13 protein-coding genes are annotated in these 16,456 nt (G+C 48.1%); 3 read left to right on the top strand and 10 right to left on the bottom strand.

Annotated elements, in window-relative coordinates:
• Positions 1-12: 12 nt before the first annotated feature.
• The 7 genes from MKX50_RS12985 to MKX50_RS13015 form a co-directional block, all read right to left on the bottom strand.
• Positions 13-1,995 carry a sucrose-specific PTS transporter subunit IIBC gene (locus MKX50_RS12985; protein WP_213592378.1) on the bottom strand — a complete coding sequence of 661 codons (1,983 nt, stop codon included), beginning with the start codon at positions 1,993-1,995 and terminating at the stop codon, positions 13-15.
• Positions 1,988-2,989: a carbohydrate kinase gene (locus MKX50_RS12990; RefSeq protein ID WP_339157161.1), complete on the bottom strand. Its 1,002-nt coding sequence runs from the start codon at positions 2,987-2,989 to the stop codon at positions 1,988-1,990. Before MKX50_RS12990 ends, MKX50_RS12985 begins: the two co-directional genes overlap by 8 nt.
• Before the next feature lie 45 nt (positions 2,990-3,034).
• Positions 3,035-4,504, bottom strand: coding sequence for a sucrose-6-phosphate hydrolase (locus MKX50_RS12995; RefSeq protein WP_339157162.1), 1,470 nt, complete (start codon positions 4,502-4,504; stop codon positions 3,035-3,037).
• 167 nt (positions 4,505-4,671) lie between these two features.
• The gene (locus MKX50_RS13000) at positions 4,672-5,652 is read right to left on the bottom strand and encodes a LacI family DNA-binding transcriptional regulator (RefSeq protein WP_213592372.1); all 981 of its coding nucleotides are present in this window, start codon (positions 5,650-5,652) and stop codon (positions 4,672-4,674) included.
• Between the two features lie 107 nt (positions 5,653-5,759).
• Entirely contained in the window at positions 5,760-7,349 is a 1,590-nt protein-coding gene (locus MKX50_RS13005) for an alkaline phosphatase family protein (RefSeq protein ID WP_339157163.1), read from the bottom strand.
• Between the two features lie 33 nt (positions 7,350-7,382).
• Positions 7,383-8,090, bottom strand: a complete 708-nt coding sequence (locus tag MKX50_RS13010; RefSeq protein WP_339157164.1) for a DUF421 domain-containing protein — start codon at positions 8,088-8,090, stop codon at positions 7,383-7,385.
• Positions 8,091-8,222: 132 nt separating this feature from the next.
• Positions 8,223-11,540, bottom strand: a complete 3,318-nt coding sequence (locus MKX50_RS13015; RefSeq protein ID WP_339157165.1) for a discoidin domain-containing protein — start codon at positions 11,538-11,540, stop codon at positions 8,223-8,225.
• Between the two features lie 285 nt (positions 11,541-11,825).
• On the opposite strand from MKX50_RS13015, the gene MKX50_RS13020 reads away from it, so the two are divergent.
• Positions 11,826-12,338 carry a DoxX family membrane protein gene (locus MKX50_RS13020; protein WP_339157166.1) on the top strand — a complete coding sequence of 171 codons (513 nt, stop codon included), beginning with the start codon at positions 11,826-11,828 and terminating at the stop codon, positions 12,336-12,338.
• Positions 12,339-12,426: 88 nt separating this feature from the next.
• Positions 12,427-13,122, top strand: coding sequence for a peptidylprolyl isomerase (locus MKX50_RS13025; RefSeq protein ID WP_339157167.1), 696 nt, complete (start codon positions 12,427-12,429; stop codon positions 13,120-13,122).
• Positions 13,123-13,210: 88 nt separating this feature from the next.
• Here MKX50_RS13025 and MKX50_RS13030 read toward each other — a convergent pair whose 3' ends face one another.
• Positions 13,211-14,065, bottom strand: coding sequence for a manganese catalase family protein (locus MKX50_RS13030; RefSeq protein ID WP_213592362.1), 855 nt, complete (start codon positions 14,063-14,065; stop codon positions 13,211-13,213).
• A gap of 192 nt (positions 14,066-14,257) precedes the next feature.
• Between MKX50_RS13030 and MKX50_RS13035 the strand changes: the two genes are divergently transcribed.
• Positions 14,258-14,770, top strand: coding sequence for a DUF3231 family protein (locus MKX50_RS13035; protein ID WP_155613234.1), 513 nt, complete (start codon positions 14,258-14,260; stop codon positions 14,768-14,770).
• 91 nt (positions 14,771-14,861) lie between these two features.
• Here MKX50_RS13035 and MKX50_RS13040 read toward each other — a convergent pair whose 3' ends face one another.
• Together MKX50_RS13040 and MKX50_RS13045 are read right to left on the bottom strand one after the other, a co-directional pair.
• Entirely contained in the window at positions 14,862-15,776 is a 915-nt protein-coding gene (locus MKX50_RS13040) for a tyrosine-type recombinase/integrase (RefSeq protein WP_213592360.1), read from the bottom strand.
• 163 nt (positions 15,777-15,939) lie between these two features.
• On the bottom strand, positions 15,940-16,455 hold the full coding sequence (locus MKX50_RS13045) for a GNAT family N-acetyltransferase (RefSeq protein WP_213592358.1): 516 nt from the start codon (positions 16,453-16,455) through the stop codon (positions 15,940-15,942).
• Position 16,456: the final 1 nt, after the last annotated feature.

Below are 16,456 nucleotides of genomic sequence, written 5' to 3' on the forward strand. Positions count from 1 at the left end.
GGTCTTCCCCGTTTACTTCGTTTGAAACTGGACGTCCATCACGGCCTCTTTATTGGCCGTTACTCGGCCTTGGCTTGCCTTCACCGTCAGCCCAGCGACCTGCTCCGTTCCCGAAGGAACTATTACAGGAGTAACCGTGGAGAGCCCGGCCTGTTGAATGGCATCGACATCGAACTCAATCAGCAGTTGGCCTGCTTTTACGGTGTCGCCGGTCTGAACATAGGTTGTAAATCCTTCCCCTTTTAAGGAGACGGTGTTGATACCGATATGAATCAAGAGCTGCATGCCGCTTTTATGGGCCAGGATGACTGCATGCTTGCTTTTATTCATTATGTGAGCCACTTCACCGTCAAACGGAGCGAATACTTTGCCTTCGGTCGGTTCAACCGCAAACCCTTCCCCCATATGCTTCTGGGCAAAAGCCGGGTCGGGAACGTCCTCCAGCGCCAGCAGTTTTCCTGAGATAGGCGATGGCACATTCAGCACATCTGTTGATAAATCCGCATTGACTTGGCTTGGTTCTGCAGCAATTACCTTGGAATCTCTCGTATCGGCTTGCAAGACAGCCTGTCCCGAAGAATTTGCGCCCGCAGTGGCTGCCATCTCTGCCGCTGCTTCATCTTTATAACCAAACAGCCACGTCAATATAAAGGCAATCGCCATGGCAATCAGGTTGCACAGGATGTACATTGGAAGCTGTTCATTCAGATATAGCAGCGTTCCCGGTATAACCGTAATCGCCATACCCGTCGCAGCCAGACCGGACAACGAGGCCAGGAAGCCGCCGACGGCTCCGCCGATCAATCCCATGACAAACGGCTTCATATAGCGCAAATTGACGCCAAAGATCGCCGGCTCCGTAATCCCTAAGAAAGCGGATAGCGAGGATGGCAAAGCGAGAGATTTCAACTTGACGTTTTTGGTTTTCAAGCCTACCGCCAGGCACGCTGCACCCTGGGCAGCCATGGCGCTCGTGACCAATGCGTTAAACGGATTGGAGCCGAACTGCTCCAGCAGCTGTATTTCCAGAAAATTAAAAATATGATGAACGCCAGTCACGACAATGATTTGATTGAAGAAGCCGATGACTAATCCCGCAATACCGAAAGGAAGACCCAAAATAAATGTAGTTCCATGCAGTACCCATTCCTCCAAGGAGTGGAAAACAGGACCGACAACGAAAAGTCCAAGAGTTATCATGACGAGCAGTGTGATAAACGGCGTCAAAATTAGATCTAACGCTTCAGGTACGCGTTTTCTAAGCATTTTTTCAAATTTTGCGCCCAGCAGACCCATGAAAAAGGCAGGAAGCACGGAGCCCTGATACCCGACCACCGGTATAAAGCCGAGCATGACTAAGGCTTCAGCCGAGCCATTGGCCACGCTGTAAGCATTCGGAAGCGCTGGATTGACCAGCATTAATCCCAGGACGATACCCAGAATCGGGCTGCCTCCGAATACCCGGAATGCGGACCATGCGACAAGCGCTGGCAGGAACGCAAACGCAGTATCGGTTAATACCTGGGTAAAGAGCAGGAAGTTAGCCGGAATATCTGCTGCGGTCATCCCAAAGATCGACAGAATCTGCTCTTGCGTAAGCAAGCCGCGTAATCCCATGAACAATCCCGTAGCCACGAGCACCGGAATAATCGGCACGAATACGTCGCCGAACGTGCGGATCGATCTTTGAAAGACGTTTCCTTGCTTCTTGCTTTGGCTTTTAATATCTTCTTTCGTTGTGCCTGTAATTCCGAGATTCTCCACCTCTTCAAAGATCCGGTTCACTGTGCCGGTCCCAAAAATAACCTGGAACTGCCCAGAGTTGAAGAAGGCTCCTTTTACCTTATCAATATTCTCTACTCCAGCCTGATCGATCAAATCTTTGTCATGTACCATAATCCGCAGCCTCGTAGCGCAGTGTGCAAAGGATGCAATATTATCCTTGCCGCCGACCGCCTCTACGACCTGTTTGGCAATATCCCGATTTTCAGACATTCGTCATCATCCCCTTGTTCGATTGCATTTCAATTAATTTATGCACGTCCGCCTGGCTAGGAAGAGCAGGAATCGCGCCTTTACCGGCAGTTGTCCATGCCCCGCTGGCATTGGCAAACTCCAGGATTTCATCATGATGCACGCGAAGCACCTCTATGATGTTGTCCTGCGCAGCCCCCGTTTCCAGCAGCTTATACAGAAAACCTCCGACAAACGCATCGCCGGCCCCTGTCGTGTCCTGAACTTTGACGTTAAATCCTCGCCCCTTATACTTCTCATCCGCAGAAAGATAGAGCTCCGCTCCCTCTTTCCCTCGGGTATAGACAACGGCTAGGACATCTCCTTGAAACAAGGAAGCAATCGCCTCCTTCTTTGGCGTTATACCCGTAATGAACTCCAGTTCATCTTCAGATATCTTTATAAGATGGGCGACCGGAATAAAATCTTGAATCGTTCTCCGGCACTCCTCCGGACTATGCCATAAAGGAAGCCGGACGTTCGGGTCAAAGCTGATGAGCCCTCCCTGACTTTTTACTGCATGAATCGCTTTCAAATGCGCCTGCTTCATCGGACTTTCCACAAGATCGACCGAGCCAAAATGCAAAATATCGTTCGTACCGAAAATACCCGGATCAATTTCGTCTTCGGACAATAGCAAGTCGGCCGAGGGGCTGCGATAAAAGGAAAAATCCCTCTCTCCATCCTCACGCAGCGATACGAACGCCAAACCCGTGTTGGCCTCGTCTGTTCGCCGGATAAGATCTGTCCTTACTCCCGTATGAGCCAGCTGCTCGATTAAGTAATCCCCAAAGGCGTCCTTTCCTAGCTTAGTCAGCATGGAGGCGTTCCCGCCAAGCTTGGCGACAGAAGCCGCTACGTTGGCTGGCGCGCCTCCTGCCGCTCGTTCAAAGGCCTGTACGTCCTTCAGCGGGCTCCCTTTTTGTAAGGGGATAAAATCAATTAACACTTCTCCGATTGCAAATAACTGTCCCACGTTGTCACCGCCCCGTTTTATATTCAAATCCGTCTTGTTTGAGAGCTATATTTTCCATAGCGATGCTCGGCAAGCAGCCGTTCCCCCTTGTGCAAAAAAGCGGATTTGCGTACTTTCCCGACTAGGGAAAATGCGGCTCGTAAACACCTCTTCCCCATCATTGACGAAGATCTCAACGGACGAGGTATCTACATAAAGCTGGAATTTAATGTTCTCCGCATCCAGATGGCAGCGCCGTACGCTTCCGTATTCCACGGCAACAGGGTAGCCGGATAATGATCTGTCCAAAATGACCTTTTTCGAATTCCGATCATACGACAGTACTGTCTTCTCGTTCTCTCCTGCCCGAAACTCAATGCCGAATTGCTCGGCATCCGTATTGGTAAACTCACAAACCAGCTCATAAGTCATTCCCTCGAATCCGGCAAAGCTCTTTGTCTCATCCTGCAAAATGGCTTCACCCTTGACCCCTTGTTTTCTCAGCTTCTCCAGTTCCCTGACCGGACGCTGATGGATTTTGCCGCCTTGGAGCGTCAATTCTCTCGGCAAAGTCAGGCAATTGGCCCACCCGTGATTGTCCGTCGGATAATTGGCATCGGGAAGCCCCATCCAGCCTACAAGGATTCTGCGCCCGTCTGCTGCTGCCGTCGTTTGCTGCGCATAGAAGTCAAAGCCCCTGTCCAGCTCTTGGAATTCCCCATGCTCCAGCTTGCTTGTTGTCAGATCAAGCGGCTGACCGACAATATAACCCGATTGGAATATGTTCTGATAATAATCTCCGTGCGGTTCGATGCCTTGCGGTGAAAACAACAATACACCCTGGCCATCCAGTTCGAAATAATCCGGGCACTCCCACATGTATCCGAAGTCTGTCAGTTTTGTAGAAATTTCGCCCTTGAAATTCCAGGTATGCAAATCCTGAGAACTGTACATTACGGCACAACCGGTGCCATTGGTTCGCTGTGCTCCCAGAACGCAATAATATTCGCCGTTGCTGCTCCACACCTTCGGATCCCTGAAGTGATCCGTGTAGCCAGGGGGCACCGAGTCGATCACAGGATGGTCGAGCTTCGTAATCATGCCGCTGCTGTCCATGATCGCCAGGTTCTGATAAGGATGCCTGTTCCATTGCTCGTCCCGCGTATTGCCCGTATACATTAAATACAGTTTGCCGTCCTTAACGATCCCGCTTCCGGAATACGCCCCATGAGAATCATGGGCATCGCCGGGCTCAATCCCAATGCCGACATTGTCCCAGTGGGCCAAATCCTTCGATTTCGTATGATACCAATATTTCATGCCATGAAATGTTCCCAAAGGAAACCATTGATAGAATAAATGATACTCGCCTTGATAGAATGTAAAGCCGTTTGGATCGTTCAACAGGCCATACGGGGGCTGAATATGATAAGTTTGCCTCCATGGACAATTCTTAACCAGGTCCTGGAGCTTTTCCAGCTCACCAGGCACCGCCTGCTCCAATTTTCTGTATTTTTCTTCTCTTAATGCTGTCATCGAATGCCTCCATCTCCCCTCTATTTCCGAGAGTCAGTAGAACCGGTTCCATTTTTGTGCGAAAAAGAGGAACCGGTTCCAAACATGCTATAAAAGATGTCCCATAATTCTAAAGCAAAATGCAGTGAATTATGGAACCGGTTCTGTCTCGAATTATAAACACCGTTTTACCGTTTGTCAACGCTTTCTCGCTCAAGAAGCTCGGTATCCAGCATGGTAACTTGATCCATTTCCTCATCCCTCACGAGCTTGATAATATTGCGCGCTGCAGCTTGTCCTGCTTCTTTGTAAAAATATCGTACCGTAGTCAGCGTAGGATGGATAATTTCCGTTATGTCATATCCTCCAAAGCCTGTCACCGACAGGTCCGAAGGGATGACGATTTGCCGGAGATATGCGGCTTTCATGACCCCGAGCGCAATGTTATCCGTGGCGCATACGATGATGGAAGGCGTGCTTTCATCCAGAATCTGCGATGCCGCTGCCATCGCATCCGTCATTCTAAAGCCTGTTTCATAATAGGAGACCGAGCACTCCGTACCTTCCAGGCTCTTTTTAAAGCCCTCTTTTCTCCGGATGCCCACAGAAATATCCTTCTCCGTTACTCCAAGATAGGCAATTTGCCGGTGACCCATTTCCAGTACATGACGTCCTATTTTGTAACCCGCGTGAAAGTCATCGTGGATCAGGCTATACAGCTGAGAATGCTCCTGTCCTACTAACAATATCGGAATATTGATCTCTTCTGCCGCTTTTAGATGCTCCTCATTCACTTGGGCGGCCAGCAAAATGATCCCCGAAACCTTCTGCCGGGCAAAATCGTAGATCGCTTCGATTTCCCGTTCCATATCCTGACTCGTATTTGAGATCAGCATTTGAAAATTGGCGCTGCGCAACTCTTCGTCAATCCCCATCAGCGTTTGGGAAGTAGCAAAAGAATCGAGACGGGGCACTACGGTGCCAATGATATTCGTTCTTCTCGCTTTCAAGCTTTGAGCAAATGTATTCGGAACATAATGATGCTCTTTAATGACTTGTTCGATACGCTGCCGCGTTGCTTGGCTGACTGAACCTCCATTTAAGTAACGGGATACTGTGCTTTTGGCCACGCCTGCAATTGCGGCAATATCTGAAATTGTTTTAATCATCTAATCATCGTTACTCCCTTTTACCATTCCCGGTTTATACTTCATATTTAGTATACTGTCTTTTTCACGCGCCGGGTAGTTGATCGGGAGCTGTGCTGATTTGCTGCCTACTGCTTTGTCACAAGCTTCTGCAGGAAAGCCTTTAAATCAACGATCCGCAAATTTTCGGGCCGTTCCTCCGTGCCGCTGATAATCAACGGCACAAGCGACTCTGCATGGCCAAGAGAACCGTGGCTGCCTCCGCCCTTGTGGGTTGGCGAATGCTGGTCAGCCAGCTCATATCCTGGTTTGGCGGTGACAACCAGGAAGTCGCCGTCGTGCGAATGCAAAGCCCCATATAATCTTTGCAGCACATCGGGGTACCGCTCATAATCCAAGGTTTGCCGCTCGTGATTGATTTTTAGATCCAATGCTTGCGGCTCCCCTTCAATCGTCCATGATTGCTTATAAGAGTCCGTCAGTTCCCCTCCCGTTTTGAACCGGAGCTCTTTGGAGGCGCCGTTACTGACACATATCCATTCTCCATCTCTCCAGGCAATGATATCGATGCGCGAATCGGCCCTGATAGCCTCGGCAATATCTCTGGCCTCCCGAGCCTTCAGGTTGTAGACATATGCCATCGTCTCATTCACGGCCAGAACGATTTCCGTCTCATCCGTTATGGCTTCCCCCTGGCGGTAAACGTTAAAAGCTTGCAGCAAAGGGAATAATTCGACCACTGGATTTTCATTCGCAGGCAAGATTTCAGTCATACCGCTATCACCGATAATGACGATGATCGCCTTTTCCAGCGCATTTTCCAATGATCCGAAGTTTTGCAATAAGGTCTGGAGCTGATGGTCAGTATCCTTGAGGCTCTTCAAATCGGACGGCCCTTTCTTATGAATCTGCTGATCCATATCGGGCAGGTACATATACAAAAAGTCGGGAAGTTTGTTTTCCCTGATTAAATAGCTTGCAGTGGAGATCGAAAATTCACTGTTAATGCCCAGACGGTGGATTATGCTGCCGGGAAGATCTTCGATCCCTTCCAGCGGGTTGGTTAGCGAACCTAATGACAGAAAGTCCGGACCCTTGACCGAAATCGATTCAGGCATAGACGTTGGTCCATGCATCCAGGCCGGGAGCGATAACGTATGAGGAGCAGAACCGCGATAGATCAGACCGTTGATGCTGCCTGTTTTTTTTCCCGCTCGTGACAAATCTTCATAAATTGTTGGCAGCTCGGGGTTCAGGTGACTGCCGTTCAACTGCATCAAGGCATCCGCCATCACCTGGTTTACACCAATTTTTATGACTTCCGCCGGCCCGGTTCCGTAATTGATGAGCTTATGATCTCGAACGGAGTACCAGTTCAGCCCAGGCACATGATGGCGATCCGGATAGGCTCCCGTGAGGAGGGAACTGTCAATCGTCACGGACATCGTGGGGAAAGAACTGACCATATCCTTGTAATATTGACCACGCTCGATCAAGAACTGAAATGCGGGGAGCTCCTTTTGCTCCAAACCTCTATCTACCGCTTCGGCCATCAGGGAGTCGATCACGATGAAAATTACTTTTTTGGCGCTGTCCCCGGCGTTGGATTTTACTTGGAGCAAGTCCTTCTCTTGCGGAGAAGGTTTCTGTTTCCTGCGTGACGACCAAACCGCAATCAGCAGGAAAAGAATGAACAGCACAATGACCGCTTTTAACATGGACGGACACCAGCCTTTCGAGATTATAAAGAATCATTTTGCATGCTTTTTCATCACCTGTACGACCGCATTATCGCTGATGGTTGCCAGCATTACATCGGGAATATCCGCACTTGCCCCGGCGATTTGCTCCTCAAGCCAATCGAGGTCTTTACCCATTTCCTGCAGCAGCGCCATTTCGATTTGGCCGTCCACGATAATCGGTCTTGTAATAACGAACGGCTGCGTCTTCAAGTCCAGATCTGCTGGAGTAACCGGCTGGTAAGGGGTATCCATAAACACGGAAACAATTCCCCCAGGCTCCCATAGTGCAAGGGATACCTTTTGAATATCCTCAACTTTTTCTTTGCGCAGCTCCGAGAATAAGAAATCCGCAGAAATTCTGGCTTTCGCTAAATGATGGAATTGAATTTGTCCGTTTTGAATGAGCGTGATCGGCTCCGGATGCAGAAACCGGTTGAACCGGGGCCATTTCAAGCTTAGCCAGGTCCCGGCAATATATAGTATGGTCAGCGTAGCCGTAGTAATAAAAGACCCCTGTAATCCGATTTTCTGGTCGGACAGCGGGTGGGCAATAATATTACCAAGGGTTAAAGCGACAATGAAATCTAACAGTCTCAATTGGGATATCGAGCGCTGACCCATGAACTTAGCGATGATGAGCAGGAAAGCAAAGCTGACACTCCCTCTCAAAATCCATTCCATGGCCGTCAACGCTTCCTTGCCGTGAAAAAAATCCAATCCATTCAGCCCTCCCGCTAAAACGAGTTATCAATTAAGTTCCCCTCACCCGCTGCTCTCTATGCACAATAAAAGGAAAGAGGAGCTCCGAAGAGCTCCTCTCTATCTCTATCTGACAATAAGGCAAAGTGATTATTGGATCATCAGGTTAAAGCCATTCAAGATGTAGTACAAATTAGGAAATGCGATATTTCTCGTGGTGAGATTGTTGAATCTGGCGGAGCCATTCGCTGTATAGGAGAAAATAGCTGCGCCCTGATGCGGCCCGGAGAAGCGTGAGGTTGTGATCCCATCAAGGCCTGTGCCATCTATCGTGATATTGTTGAAGACAATATTCTCGAATCCTCCCCCATATCCGAATTGGATCGCGTCCCGCTGTGTATTGAGAATATCGATATTGTTGAACGTAACGTTTCTGATGGGATCGGTCGAAGCTTCGAGGTCGATAGCTCCGCGTTCCCCGTTGTAAAGATCTTTACTTGTACCGCTGTTAATAATAGTGGTGTCCGAGAATACAATCCCGGTGTTGTTCTGAAAATGGTAGCCGGGGAACACGGTATTCATTCTGATCCCGGAGCCGCCGACGGTGTCAATGATCAGGTTATGATCAGCTTTATGCCCACTTCCGCCGAAAAAGGCAATGGCGGCTGCACGCCAGTTATTTTCAATCGTGTTATAGGAGAAGGTATTATTTACTCCCGCAGGCGCTCCATTTACGTTACTCGTCCAGACGGCAAGGCCGTCATCCCCGTTGTTGCGAATGCTGCTGTTACGGACGGTCGAATTGCTGGTACCCTGGGCAAAATTGATGCCGTCGGCCAGATTGTTTCTGACCCGGCTGTTCTCAATGACCAATCCATTGGCATAAATGGCGGGAGTATGGGCATAGTCCCCGACCCAGAAGCCGCATTCAAAGTGTTCCACCCACACATCATGTATTTTGGAATTGGTGCCGAAATTGTCCATGAAACCCTTGTAGATGGCGTTTTGCCCGTACCGCGACCGCAGATTCGAATTCAGATATACATTGCTGAAATCAAGCTGTCCCTGAATTCGTAGCGAAATGCCGCCCCCTGCCGCGTTCGGATTCGTGAATTGCAGGTTCGTATGCCAAATGCCGGCTCCCGTGATTGTGATATCATTGATTTTTTTGCTGACAGAGCCGATTTCCCACATGCCGCCCAGATGGAACGTCCCTTCGGGAATGTACAAGGTTTTGCCTGACGTTACCGCTGCTTGAACAGCAGCTTTAAAGGCGTCAAGGTCATCCTTTCCGTCATTGGCAACGGCACCGTAATCCGTGACGGATACCGCGTTGGCCGGGCTGGGAATTGCCGCAGGAACCGGTTCGATTTCGAGGAAATCTACCCCATATTCCAGGTTGTCGCCATTATTCTTCTGAATGCGGATCGTATCCCCGGGCTTCAGCGGCGTATCCAGCTTCCAGTGAACCTCGTCAAAACGGAATAGCGGCCGTCCCGAGCTAGGTGTATCTCCAGGCATATCCCCGGAAAAATATTGCCAGCTATAATAGGAGGTTAATGGCACCGTTTTCGCTTTGGTGCCGTTAACGTACACGTCAAGCGAACCGTTCAGCCCCATGCCGTCTGCAGAGTCCGGCATTGTAAACCGCATCGTCACTCCTGCCCCGCCCTGTCCCTGCTTAATCGTCCATTCGAGATACGAGCCATTTGCAGGAAGAGCCACATAACGCTGACCAGATGCTTCCGATGCTGTTAAAGATTGGTCGAAAGTCGGTGCTGTCTTCAGGACAGCGCCGCCCCCGTGAGTGGCATTCTCCGTATCATATCGGCTGTATGGCATGACTGCGCCACGGGCAGCATAGACCGTCAGGTTGGCTGTACTAGTATTATTGGCCTGTTTGGCTTCGAGTTCGTTAGCATCTGCGGCAATTGTCGTAACTACGGTATAATTCCCGTTTGCCGCTGTCCACGTACCCGGAATTGCGACATTGACAGAAGCTCCCGGAGCCAAAGCGCCATTATACGAACCATTCAGGGTTTGGATGGCAGCCCCGGCGGCATTTTTGAGCACCACTGTTATTCCGTGAGAGCCGCTTGCTGAAGCGATACTTCCTTGATTTTTAAGATTGACGTTAAAAGAAACCGCATTACCCGCTGCCGGATTCCCTGGCGACCAGGAAACAGTCCCCACGAAATCAGAGCTGGCTGCTTGAGCCACAATCAGTGGCGAAGCGCTCGTATAGCTGTTATTCGTTTCATCTTGCTCAATAATCGTGTTGCTCTCATCGACCTTCGCGCTAACCGAATAGTTACCAGCGGTTTTCGTTCCGGCGTTCAGCGATACCGTTGCTGTAGCGCCGGAAGCAAGCGCTGCGACCGGAGCGGAGCCAACTCGCTCGCTGTTCAGGTAGAAATTCACCGTCGTTGCAGCAGAACCGGCATTTCCGATGTTCTTCACCACTGCGTTTAACGAAATTGTGCTGCCCTCGTTCGGCGATGACGGTGACCAGCTCAGATCGGTAATCGTCAAATCGGGATTTGACGCAGGTGTTCCGAATACCTGGAATTCGGCAATTTGCCCCGCCGGAGCTCCGGTATTCGAGGAAATATTCAACTGCAGGCGCTTGACCGTCGCCGTCAGCGGAATTGTCACCGAGTTGCCGGTGGAGGGATTGAAGGTGTAGGCCTGTGCGGTTACGAGGTTGCTGAAGCCTGCCGTATCCTGGTTGTGGCCAAGCACCTGAATCGTCTGCGTTCGGGTGCTCCATATCGGATCTGGGTTCAGCTTCAGTACAATGGATGTAATATTGTGATTTGCACCAAAATCCAGTGTCAAAGTACTTGGATTTCCGCCCCCTTCCCAATACGTATTTGTGTCGTCGTCATTTGCATTGGCGGCCACGTATGTAAACGTGCTCGAGGAGGCAGCAATCGGCTTTCCGATGGCGATGTTAGTTCCTATTGGAGACGTTGGTGTTGGTGTCGGACTTGGCGTTGGTGTTGGTGTCGTTCCGACAGCACCGTAAATCTCGAATTCAGACAGCTGCCCTGCCGCCCAGCCCGTGTTGCCGGTAATATTCAGACGAACATAACGGGTGTCCGCTGCTGCAAAGCTAATCGTGACCGAATTATTGGAATCAGGATCGAAGTTATAACTCGCAGAACCGACAATGTCAGTAAAGGTCATTCCATCCGTGCTGCCTTGCACGGCTAGTGTTTGAGTGCGCTCTTCCCAATTTAGCGGCAGCTTAAGTACAATTTGATCAATGCTCGTAATTTCGGTCAGATCGACCTGAATCCATTGCGGAAAGGCATGGTTAACGCTTTCCCAGTACGTCCCTTGATTGTTGTCCTGTACGTTGCCCGGTTCATAAGTTTGGTTATGCCCGCTTGCTGTGATGACTTTGCCCAGTGTCAAATTTGGCTCGCCCGCAGCTGAGACAGAGAAATCAGACCCCACTGCCATAAATAGGCTCGAAACCAGCATGCTTGCCAGTAGCAACCATACAATAAAATTGTTGCGCATTTCACTCCTCCTTATTTATGATATATTTACAGACAATTCCATTATAAAGGCGAGACAAGCCTAATTATAATAAGCAATTCTACGGAAAAGATAGGCATTCTCAAGTTTATCCTATATTCGAAATCAGAATTGGGCTCGGAATTGGGTTTGGGATTAGTCTGTTTCATTCAAATTTATAGCACTGAATGAGTAGAATGTATTTATCTATGAAAAGGGGTTGAAATAATGGAGAAAATCGATTTTTTTATGAGAGAAAGTAAGGCCGGTGCCGTTTTTCTATTGCTGATACGGTGTTACTTGGGCTGGAAATGGCTTACTGCTGGCTGGATGAAGCTTACCGCTCCACAACCATTTGATAGCACGGGCTATCTACAAAACGCTGTTGCCAACTCCAAAGGAGAGAATCCGATTGTTCAGGATTGGTGGGGAAGCATATTGGAAACTGCTGTTATCCCCCAAGTTGAAATATTTAACTTCCTGGTTCCCTGGGGAGAGTTTTTAGTTGGTTTAGCCTTGTTGCTTGGCGTATTTACTGTTTTTGCTGCATCGGCGGGCGTAATCATGAACCTTTGCTATTTCCTCTCTGGTTCCATTAGCATCATCCCTCAAATGCTTTTATGCGCATTTTTCATTATTTACGCGGGCAGTAACTCAGGGCGAATCGGCGTACTGTATTTGCTCAATAAATATCGGTTTAGAACTAAACACACAACTTCAGCAAACCCGGAACAAACCTGACACCATACAAACTGGAATTTTCCGCGAAATGCCGGTATGATAGAACATGATTTGTTACAAATGCTACAAAGGAGTTGGACCAGCACTTATGAGAACAAAGCTACTAGTATTCCCATTCCTCCTTCTGCTGACTGCTATGATCATGAGCGGTTGCGGCAAGGACAAAGAAGCACAGGAAGCACCAGCAAATCAACAACAATCTGCCGGCAATAGCGCAGAGCAATCTACGGCGCCTGAACCGCCAAAGCAAACAATGAGCTGGGACAGTCCTCCGGCCATGGAGATCGACACGAATAAGTCGTACACCGCCGAATTCTCGACGACGAAGGGGAACTTCATGATCGAGCTGTTCGCCAAAGACGCGCCAAAGACGGTTAATAACTTTGTATTCCTGTCGCGGCAAGGCTTTTACAATGACGTCACCTTCCACCGGATCATCGAATCCTTCATGATTCAAACTGGAGATCCGGAAGGCACGGGTGGCGGAGGCCCTGGGTATCGATTTGAAGATGAAAAGACGGACTACGAATACGAGCCGGGCATTGTTGCGATGGCCAACGCCGGACCGGATACGAATGGCAGCCAATTTTTCATCTGCACGGGTGAAGATAGCCTGTCCCTAAACCTAAAGCCCAACTATACTATTTTTGGCAAGGTCATCGTTGGTATGGATGTCGTCCAAGATATTGCAGCCACACCAGTTGAACCCGGCGGCCCGCGTGGTGAACTGAGTTCACCAACAGAGACCGTCCAGATCAAGGAAATCAAGATAACAGAGCAATAAAGCAAGGACATTTCAATCAGAACAGGCCCCGTAATCCTAATAAGGATTGCGAGGCCTGTTTCTGTTTCGCTATTACTTTTTTAACAGCTCAAGTATTCAAATCATGAAGACCTGGGCTATGCTCATTGGCCAATTCAGGCAGGCTAGGCAGCGGATATCCTTCTGGCGGTGCAACCACTTGCAGCTCCCCGCCGTTACGGCTTGGTGTTTGGCCGCTAAAGATTTCAGCAATCCGCGTAGGATCCAGCCGGAAATTAAATTGCGCATTGTGAAAGCCCATATCGACGTATTTCTTGCATTCCGGGTATTTGTTAATATCATAGTTTGGAACAGGAAACAGCTTGCCCCATTCAACGCCCAATGTTTCCAAGGCCTTGGCAAAAGCGTTCTGGTGGGCATTATCGCGAACGATCAGAAACGCCAGTGTTTCACGAAACGCTTTGTTGTTGCTCATTTCATAAATTCTTGTCTTTTGAAGCACTCCCGTTGATTCCAGAACAACGTTGTCCAATAAATTGCTGATCAGATTGCCATGATCATACACATAATTTCCATTCCAGGGATTTCCGGCTGCATCGACTGGCAGCGAGCTTTGCGCGCCCATAATAAAGTGATGGGGGTTGGCATGTTTGACGGCCTCATCTAGCGGAGCTGCATTCAAGCCCGAATCGCCTGCTCCAGAAGCGCCTGCACCGGTGAGCAATTGGTTGATGGTATGCTGAACCAACTCGACATGGCTTAATTCTTCCAGAAACACGCCTCGTATCAAATCCCGAAACTGGGTTGCGTTGCCACGAAAGTTATTGCTTTGAAAGAAGAACTGCATCATGGTGCGCATCTCGCCAAATCTCCCGCCTAATGTTTCTTGCAGCACCTTCGCTGCTGCCGGATCAGGCTGATCTGGGACGATCAAATTAATTAAATCTTCTTTATAGAAATACATCACGATAATCTCCTTTTATGCAAATTTACGTCCTTATGAGTTTGCGCTGGTCGACTAGGGGGAATGCAAGGAGGAGTCTGCCATGTTTCTCCAAGTATCATGAGATGACATGATGTTAAGTAAGAAGCATAAAACATCAGGATGAAGTGAATAATGACGGTGATTATAATAAAAGGAGAGACAATAAACGATATGGGTATATTAAGCGGTAATCCCAAAGACGAACCGATGCATTATGGTGAAATTTTCAGCGTATGGCAAGCATCCATGATGGCTAAAGGCACGGTTTCCTGTTACCAGGCCTTCCTCAACCACGCCGGTGACGAGGATCTTAAGAAAATTCTCGAAGCTTTAATTGAACAGGCGAAATTAGAAATTAAAGAGTGTGACACCCTGCTCACCGATAATGGTATTGCACCCGCGCCTGTATTGCCAGAAAGACCCCCAGCTAAGCTTGAAGATATTCCAGCGGGAGCAAGATTTACAGATCCTGAAATTGCTGCAAAAATTGCAGCGGAGAATGCGCTTGGTCTTGCAGCCTGCAGTTCGGTTATGGGACAATCGATAAGAGAAGATGTCGGCGCATTATTTGCCAAATATCACCTTACTAAAGCTGCATTGGGCTTGCGCATTCTTCAAATGAACAAAGATAAGGGCTGGCTAATCCCTCCGCCCCTTCAGGTAAAAAGACCTGTTGAAGAATAAAATACGAATGAAAATCAAAAATCCCACGCAGCGTGGGATTTTGTTGTCCTTGTAGCTTAAGTTGAACTTCATTCCATTGCATGCTGAATCTTCAAACCTTCGGCACTTCAATCGTCGTCATCGCACTGCGCTTCTGCTCATCGTTGATATGCGTATAGATCATTGTTGTTTCAATGGAGGCATGACCGAGCAGTTCCTTTACCACGCGAATATCTACGTTGTTTCTCAGCAGCATGGTAGCAAAGGAGTGCCGCAGCTTATGACAGGATAATTTCATATCGGTCAACTGCGGGTGATCCTGTTTGAAGGCATCGAAGACATGCGCCGCAATCTTCTGAATTTGACGAATCGATAATCTTCTTCCCTTCTGAGAGACGAAGAAGGCTTCCTCTTTTGCACTATAAGGCTGGATGCGCTCCTCCTCCACTTTCGCCAGGTATTCAACGACCAACTCAGGCAGCGGGATCTCGTTCCACTTCCGGCCTTTGCCCAGTACTTCGAGCGTCCCCTTATCTTTCTTGAAATGAGAGAGATTCATGCGGTGAACCTCTCCTACCCGCAAACCACAGTAACCCATCAATAGGAAAATCGCCAGATTTCTATCCCGGTAACGACCATCGACATAAGTGAGCACCTTCTTGAGTTCCTGCTCCTCCAGATAGACTGGAATTTTATTTTTCTCCGTCTTTGATTTCTTGACCTCTAACGCCGGATTTCTGGTCGCCAGTTCAAAATCGATCAATGAAGCATAAAATGAACGGATCGCGGACAAAGTCCGATTCCTTGTCTTATCCCCCGCGGATTCCTGTTTGGAGACCAGAAAGCTGACAACATTCAATTTCCCCGCCTGTTGCACAGGCAATTCATCTAAGGAGAATAAATAGTCATATACTTCTCTTAAATATTCTTTTCTTGTCGTCTCTGTATATCCTGATTGTTTCATCCAAATCGTAAAGGCTTGAAGCGGTTCGGCATAAACTTCTTCGATGTAATATTTCGTAGTCAAAGCAATCCCTCTTACATTGATGTTTTTACCATTTATAGGTTAACTTTGCGAAAAATCAACTTGATAACTAGCTGTCTCTAAGAAAACAAATCGTTCTAGATCAAAAGTGCGCAAAATACGTGTTTGGCGTACTTATTATAGCACATACGTTCCCGGAAGGGAATCATATGTGCTTGATCATAATAAAGTCTATCTGCTCTTCATCACCCATGTAAAAAGAGTGCGCTCCCGTTTGAATAAACCCCATTTTCTTGTAAAACGCAATGGCCTTCTCATTCTTTTCCCATACACCTAGCCAGATTTTCTTTTTATTACGCTCCATTGCAATTTCCAAAGCTTTATTTACAAGATACTTGCCAAGCCCCTGTTTTTGAAAATTCTTTTTTACATAGATCCTCTCGATTTCTAGCGAATCCTTGCCCATATCTTCAGATTGAGCATCATCTATGTTTATCTTTAAATAACCGCCTACATTCTCATTGCAATAAATAAAATAAAATTGGGAAGAAGTATTTGATAGTTCTTTTTCTAACTGTTTCAAATTAAAAGCCTTATCCAAGTAGGCTTTCATATTTTCGGATGAATTCTGATGCTTAAATGTATCATGAAATGTTTCAACACCAATGGCTTGAAGGTTGCGTAAATCTTCATGGTTGCATCTTTTTATTTCTATATTCATA

It is taken from the genome of Paenibacillus sp. FSL W8-0186 (assembly GCF_037969765.1).
GTDB lineage: Bacteria > Bacillota > Bacilli > Paenibacillales > Paenibacillaceae > Fontibacillus > Fontibacillus woosongensis.